5 protein-coding genes are annotated in these 7593 nt (G+C 68.6%); 2 read left to right on the top strand and 3 right to left on the bottom strand.

What is annotated here, in order from left to right; genetic code table 11:
- Positions 1–704 precede the first annotated feature (704 nt).
- Both pheT and pheS read right to left on the bottom strand, forming a co-directional pair.
- A complete protein-coding gene (pheT, locus tag ACWEKS_RS18615) occupies positions 705–3206 on the bottom strand; it encodes a phenylalanine--tRNA ligase subunit beta (RefSeq protein WP_452341215.1) in 2502 nt (833 codons plus the stop codon).
- Positions 3207–3238: 32 nt separating this feature from the next.
- Positions 3239–4297 carry a phenylalanine--tRNA ligase subunit alpha gene (pheS, locus tag ACWEKS_RS18610; RefSeq protein WP_452341214.1) on the bottom strand — a complete coding sequence of 353 codons (1059 nt, stop codon included), beginning with the start codon at positions 4295–4297 and terminating at the stop codon, positions 3239–3241.
- 186 nt (positions 4298–4483) lie between these two features.
- Between pheS and lipB the strand changes: the two genes are divergently transcribed.
- Positions 4484–5155: a lipoyl(octanoyl) transferase LipB gene (gene lipB / locus ACWEKS_RS18605; protein WP_452341213.1), complete on the top strand. Its 672-nt coding sequence runs from the start codon at positions 4484–4486 to the stop codon at positions 5153–5155.
- Positions 5156–5391: 236 nt separating this feature from the next.
- Here lipB and ACWEKS_RS18600 read toward each other — a convergent pair whose 3' ends face one another.
- Complete coding sequence (locus ACWEKS_RS18600; protein WP_452341212.1) at positions 5392–6846, bottom strand: MFS transporter; 1455 nt, start codon at positions 6844–6846, stop codon at positions 5392–5394.
- 102 nt (positions 6847–6948) lie between these two features.
- Between ACWEKS_RS18600 and ACWEKS_RS18595 the strand changes: the two genes are divergently transcribed.
- Positions 6949–7524, top strand: coding sequence for a TetR/AcrR family transcriptional regulator (locus ACWEKS_RS18595; protein WP_452341211.1), 576 nt, complete (start codon positions 6949–6951; stop codon positions 7522–7524).
- Positions 7525–7593 lie beyond the last annotated feature (69 nt).

Genomic DNA, 7593 nt, shown 5'->3' with positions numbered 1-7593 from the left:
CCCAATATGCGGCCAGGGTCGTCACGGGGAACCGAGCGGCCAAGCAGTCCGAGCCACCAGCGGCACACGCATCAAAGCCACACCCGATTCCCCTGGGCCGCCGCGACATTACAGGCCCGACCGACCCAGGAAGAAAGGTAGGACACGCATCACCTTCTACAGACAAACCCGCCGCTAACTCACCAATGATCCCGAACCCCAACGCCCACAACGATATACCCGGGGGTGCCGCGATCGGCACGATCATCGCCACCGTGACCACCAATGCGACCGCGATTCCGACCGCCATCATCACCGCGACCGTGACCACCAGTGACCCCCCGCCCCGCGGGCTCATCGGTTCTCGCCGATCCCCGAACGCTCGCACCGACATTCCTGCCACTGCTTCTCCGCTCTCAACCGCCAGTACGACGCCAACACCGTCATGTGGCGACCCCAACCCCGTGATCGAACGGAATACCTCATGCGGTAACCCCACATACGGCTTCAAAGGTGAGGGGGCTGGAAGGTGTAGACGCGGACGTGAGCCCGGCCCCCGCCCCTCTCCAGGCGTCTTTGTCTTTGTCTTTTCAGTTTTCGTTCGGGGTCGAGGCGCATACCTTCGTGCTGCGACCGATGAGTGCTGAACAGCCTGGAAAATCCGGCGGCGGAAATGACAACGGAGGCCCCGGGTTCGGAGCCTCCGTTGTGTTTGCCGGTTCGGGTCAGGCGCGGATGACCGCTCCCACCGCGGAGGACGCGGCGGCGACGGCTGCGTCGCGGGCGGCGCTGGCCTCGTCCTCGGTCAGGGTGCGGTCGATGGCACGGAAGCGCAGGGCGTAGGTCAGGGACTTGCGGCCCTCACCGGCCTGGGCGCCCTCGTAGACATCGAAGAGCGAGATGTTCTCGAGCAGTTCGCCCGCGCCGCTGCGGAGGGCATCCTCCACGGCGGCGGCGGAAACGGCCTTGTCGACGCTGATCGACACGTCCTGCAGCACCGCGGGGAACGCGGAAACCACGGGAGTGGGCCGGATTTCGCGCAGCGGCAGTGCGTCGAGGTCGAGTTCCACGGCGCAGGTGCGCGGGGGCAGGCCCGAGCGCTCCAGGACCGCGGGGTGCAGTTCACCGGCATGGCCGACAACGACCCCGTCGATGACAAGCTCGGCGCACCGGCCCGGGTGCCACGGAAGGTATTGCGTGGCACGCCGTTCGATCACCAGGCCCGAAGCATCGGCGATCGCGTCCACCAGGGCGAAGGCGTCGCCCGCCTCGACCGCACGACCCGCACCCCACGGGCCCCGCGGCTCGCGGCGGCCGGTGAGCACGGCACCGATATGGATCGGCTGCTCCGGCAGCGACCGCAGCAGCACGCCGATCTCGTCCTCGGTGGGACGGCGGTCGACGGGCAGCGGGCCCACCGGCACGGTCTGCTCGTTCGGCAGCGTGACCTGGCCGATGCCGTAAATGGCAAGATCGCGCTCTCCGCGAGAGATATTGCGGGCGGCGATCTCCAGCAGGCCGGGCAGCAGCGTGGAGGACAGCTCGGCGCGCTCGACATCGAGCGGGTTGAGCACCCGCAACGTCTTGCGGCGCGAGTCATCGGCGTCCAGACCCCAGGTGTCGAAGACACCGCCGGGCATGAAGACCGGCGCGGGCACCTCGACGCAGCCCTCGAATGCCAGCGCCTTGCTCACCCCACGGCGGCGACGCTGCTGGGCGGTGAGGCCGCGGCCGGCGGGGGCGGTGGGCAGCACCGACGGGATCTTGTCCAGACCCTCCAGGCGCAGCACCTCCTCCACCAGGTCGGCGGGCTGGGTGAGGTCGGGCCGCCAGCTCGGCGGGGTGACGACCAGCTGCCCGTGCCCGGACTCGCTGACACCGACCTCGATGGCGCAGCCCACCTGCTGCAGGCGGCGGGTGGCCGCGCCGGGCGCGTAGTGCACGCCCGCGGTGCGGTCGGCCAGGTCGATGTCCATGACGATCGGCTGCCGGGCCGGCGTGGGTACGCGCACGTCGGTCAGCACGGATTCGATTGTGCCACCGGCGATCTCGGCCAGCAGCGTGGCGGCGCGATCCAGGGCGGCCACATTGACCTCGGGGTCCACGATCCGCTCGAACCGGCGGCTGGCCTCGGAGCCGAGCTTGTGGCGGCGCGCGGTGCGGGCCACGGCCACCGGGTTCCAGGTGGCGGCCTCGAGCAGAATGTCGGTGGAGGTGCCGGACACCTCGGTGCTCGCGCCGCCCATGATGCCCGCGAGCGAGATGACGCCGCTGTCATCGGCGATCACCACGTCCTCGGAGTCGAGGGTGCGCTCGGCCTCGTCGAGGGTGCGCAATATTTCGCCCTTGTGCGCGCGGCGCACCACGAAACCGCCCTGCACCTTCGTGGCGTCGAAGGCATGCAGCGGCTGGCCGAGCTCGAGCATCACATAGTTGGTGACGTCGACGGCCGGGGAGATGGGCCGCACGCCCGAGAGCAGCAGGCGACGCTGCAGCCACCACGGGCTCACGGCCTTCGGGTCGATGCCGGTCACCCGGCGCACCGCGAAGCGCGTGCACAGCGACTCGGGCTCGAGCTTCACCGACCAGGCATCGGCCTCGTCGTCCGGCAGCAGCCGCACGGCCGGATCGCCGTATTCCAGGTCGAAGCCGCAGGCCAGTTCACGCGCCAGGCCGCGCGCCGAGAAGGCGTAGCCGCGGTCGGGGGTGATGGCCAGCTCGATGACCGTATCGTCCAGACCCAGCAGCTCATTGGCGTCCGCGCCGGGCTCGGCGGTGCCGGGCTCGAGCACCAGGATGCCGCTGTGATCCTTCCCGATCCCCAGTTCGGCGACCGAGCAGATCATGCCATTGCTGGTGTGGCCGTAGGTCTTCCGCGACGCGATCTGGAAGCCACCGGGCAGCACGCCACCGGGCAGCACCACGATCACCAGGTCGCCGACGGCGAAATTCCGTGCGCCGCAGACGATCTCCTGCAGCTCGGGATTGCCGACGTCCACCTTGCAGAAGCGGATCGGCTTCTTGAACTCGGTCAGCTCGGTGATCTCGGCGACCCGTCCGACCACCAGCGGGTGCTCGATGTCACCCTGCACCTGGTGCAACCGGTCGACCTCTTCGACCTCCAGCCCGACCCGGACGAACCCCGCGTCGAGCTCCTCCGGCGTCACCGACCACCCGGGGGTGGTCCGCTGCAGGATTTCCGTCAGCCAGGACTGCGCTACTCGCACTTGACGTTTCGCTTCCTCGTATCGGGGTCAGGTCAGGACTGGATGCCGAACGGCAGCGTGAAGCGCACATCGCCCTCGACGATGTCACGCATGTCCGGCAGGCCATTGCGGAACTGCAGGGTCCGTTCCAGACCCATGCCGAACGCGAAACCGCTGTACACCTCGGGATCGATGCCGCTGGCGATGAGCACCTTCGGGTTCACCATGCCGCAGCCGCCCCACTCGACCCAGCCGGGGCCGCCCTTCTTGTCCTCGAACCACACGTCCACCTCGGCGGACGGCTCGGTGAAGGGGAAGAAGCTGGGCCGCATGCGCGTGGTGGTGTTCGGACCGAACAGCGCCCGCGCGAAGGAGTCCAGGGTGCCCTTGAGGTGCGCCATGGTCAGGCCCTTGTCGATGGCCAGACCCTCGATCTGCGAGAACACCGGGGTGTGGGTGGCGTCCAGCTCGTCGGTGCGGAAGGTCCGCCCCGGGCAGACCACATAGATCGGCAGCTCGCGAGACAGCATGGAGCGCACCTGAACCGGCGAGGTGTGCGTGCGCAGCACCTGCCGCGAACCCTCCGGCGCGATGTGGAAGGTGTCCTGCATGGTGCGGGCCGGGTGGTCCGGCAGGAAGTTGAGGGCGTCGAAGTTGAAGTGCTCGGTCTCGACCTCGGGACCCTCGGCGACCTCCCAGCCCATGGCCACGAACACATCCGCGACCCGCTCGGACAGCACCGAGATCGGATGCCGCGCGCCCTCGGCGTGCCGACGGGCGGGCAGGGTGACGTCGATGGTCTCGGCGACCAGGACCGCCGCGTCGCGCTCGGCGAGCAGCTCGGCCTGGCGGGTCTCGTACGCCTGCGACACCCGGCCGCGCGCGACATTGACGCGCTTGCCGGCGTCGGCCTTCTCCTCCTTGGGCAGCGCGCCCAGCGACCGTTGCGCCAGCGAGATCGGCGACTTGCCACCCATGTACTCGGTCTTGGCGGCAGCCAGTTCGTCCAGCGTCGAGGCCGAGGCGAACGCCTTCTCAGCAGCTTCCGCGGCGGCGGAGAGCGACTCCTCGCTCAACGCAGCGGTCTGCTCGGCACTGTTGTCATCGGCCACGATGGTTCGTCACTCCCCAGGCTGGTTACGGGTCGGGCGGAAAGTCTTGTCAGCAGTGGTTACTGCGTACCCATTCTTGCTGGTCGCATCGTAAACCTTGTAATCAGGCCACCTCACCTGGATTTCCCCAGCTCGGGACCACCCTCTCGGCGCGGTGGCCGGACCGGCGGTGGTACGAATGAACTCGTGAAGTCCCGGCCCCTGACTCTCATCGACGACACCGACCGCCTCATCGAGTACTCGGTGGCGATGGACCGCATGCAGCAGATGTGGGAGGAGCGTGTCGCCGACCAGCGGCCCGACACGCTCTGGCTGCTCAGCCACGAGCAGACTTTCACGATCGGACGCCGCACCCCGGAGGCGCATCTGCCCGCTCCCGAGACCGACATCCCGGTCTTCACCACCAACCGCGGCGGCCAGCTCACGTATCACGCGCCCGGTCAGCTGGTCGGCTACCTCATCGTCAAGCTGCAGCCCGGCGAGGGCGTCGTTGATCTGATCCGCGATGTCGAACTCCGGATCGTGACGGCTCTGGCCGAACTGGGCATCCCGGCCGAGCGCCGCGACACCCCGGCCGGGTCCGAGCTCCTCACCGGCGTCTGGACCCGCGACACCGGCCGCAAGATCACGTCCATCGGTATGCGCGTCGGCCGCAATGTCTCCACGCACGGCTTCGCTCTCAATGTCACCGGCGACCTCACCCCCTGGAAGCTCGCGGTCGCCTGCGGCATGCCCGACGTCGACATGACCTCCGTCGAGCGGGAACTCCCCGGGCAAGAGCCGCCGACAATGGACCAGGTGGTCGCCGCCATCACCACCGCCTTCGAGGCCGCCACCGCTCCGAGCCCGGCTCCGTAGCCGGCGCCACCTCCCGAATGCACCTGAATGCGTTGCGCCCCTTCCGGACCGGTCCGGAAGGGGCGCAACGCGGTTCGTGCCGGCGTTACCCTGGCGCACCGGTTGCCGGAGACGCCGTTCGAGGGGCGGATCGGATCGTCGACGCCGATCCGAGGGTGGCGAACAACGCTACGCCGTTGTAGACCAGTTGTTCGGGGATGCGGAACCACAGCGGTGTGGCCGCCTGACCAGACCGGTCAGTGAGCGAAAGTCGATGCACCGGTGGATGATTCGGCGATCACCTGCCGACTGGGCAGCAGCAGTGCGACCAGCGCACCGACCGCGACGATCGCCGCGCCCACCTTGACCGCCGGGATGAGGCCGTCCACGTATTCCTGCGGGCTCAGATACGAACCGTGCGAGGCGAATACCGACGCCAGCACCGCGACACCCATGGCGACACCCACCTCACGGATGGTGTTGTTGGCGCCGGAGGCCATGCCCTGATCGGCCGGGGCCGCGCTGGCCATCACGGCGGTGGCGGTGGGCGCGAAGGTCAGGCCCATGCCGATGCCGCCCAGCACGAAGGGCAGGACGAAGGAGCTGTAGGAGACGTCGACCGTGGTGATCAGCGCCATCCACAGCAGCGCCGCCGACAGGAACACCTGACCGATGGCGATCAGCGGCCGCACACCCACCCGATCGACGATCAGCCCGGCGAGCGGGGCCACCACCATCGGGGCCATAGTCCACGGCAGCGTCCGGATACCGGACTGCAGCGGCGTGTAGCCCTGCACCACCTGGAAGTACTGGGCCAGCAGGAAGATCGAGCCGAAGACGCCGACGGAGAAGGTGAAGAGCACGGTATTGACCGCGCTGAAGCTGCGCGACCGGAACAGCCGCAGCGGCAGCATGGGATCGGCCGAGCGGTTCTCCCACAGCACGAACGCCGCCAGCAGCGCCGCGCCGCCGATCAGCCCGGTCAGCACCTTGGCCGAGGTCCACCCGTCGTCCGCGCCGTGGATCACGCCCCAGACCACCGCGAGCACGCCACCCGCCGAGAGCAACAGGCCGATCGGATCCAATTTCCGTGCGCCGCCGAAGGATTCGTTCAGGATGCGGGCGGCCAGCGGAACGGCGACGATGCCGATCGGAACGTTGATCCAGAAGATCCACTGCCAGCTGAGTCCGTCGACGACCGCGCCGCCGACCACGGGTCCGAGCGCCACGCCGAGCCCGGAGATGCCGCCCCAGATGCCGATGGCCGCACTGCGCATCTTCTCCGGCACCGCCGCCGACAGCAGTGTCAGCGACAGCGGCATCACCGCCGCCCCGCCGAAGCCCTGTACCGCCCGCGAGGCGATGAGCATCCACGGCTCGGTGGCCAGCGCGCACGCCGCCGAGGCCGCCGTGAACAGCGCGATGCCCATGACGAACATCCGCCGGCGGCCGATCCGGTCGCCGAGCGCGGCGGCGGTGAGCAGCAGCGAGGCGAAGGAGAGGGTGTAGGCGTTCACGAACCACTGCAGGTCGGTGAGCGACGCGTGCAGTTCGGTCCGGATGACCGGCAGCGCATTGGTGACCACGAGATTGTCCAGCGTGACCATGAACATCGGGATGCCCACCGCCGCCAGGATCGCGCCCAGCGGCCGCTGCCGGGCGGCATCGACGACCTTGTCGGTGAGGTTCGAGGTTTCGAGTGTTTCAGCCATGACCAATCCTTGTTGTTATCGACTGATAACTAGAGAGTATGCATTGACTGATAACATGTCAATGGCACACGGGATCGCCGACGACGAGGAGGCACGACAGCCATGACCAGAACCCGGATGACGGCGACCGAACGCAGCGCGGAAGTCCTCGCGGCCGCAACCGCCGCCTTCGCTGAATCCGGTTACGCCGCAACGAAAACCGACGATATCGCGCGACGAGCGGGGGTCTCGCAGCCCTATGTGATCCGACTGTTCGGCACCAAGCAGCAGCTGTTCCTGGCGGTGCTGGACCAGGTGTGCGGGCGCATCGAGGAGCTCTTCCGCACCGGGGCCACCCAGGCCGCACCGGACGCCTCCCCCACAGACCGCCTCGATTCCCTCGGCAGCCACTTCGGCGAACATTTCCTCACCGACCGCGATCTGCCCCGGGTCTTCCTGCAGGGCATCGCGGCGGCGAGCGAGCCGGCCATCGGCGAGAACATCCGCGATCACTTCGGACGCCTCTACAACCTGGCCAAGGAGCTCACCGGCGCGACGACCTACGAGGTCGGCCGCTTCTTCGCCACCGGCATGCTGCTCATCGACCTGACTGCGCTCCAGGTCACCGATGGCGACGACGCCGACACCCCGCCGTGGGCCACCGAGCTCCTCGCCAACCTCAGCGAGGACGGCATCTGATCAGATCCGGACCGGCTCGCCGGGTTTCGGCACCGCGCCGGCCTCGACGATGGCGTCGGCAGACTCGGC

The organism is Nocardia sp. NPDC004711 (genome assembly GCF_053601595.1).
This window is presented reverse-complemented; position numbering and strand designations above follow the sequence as displayed.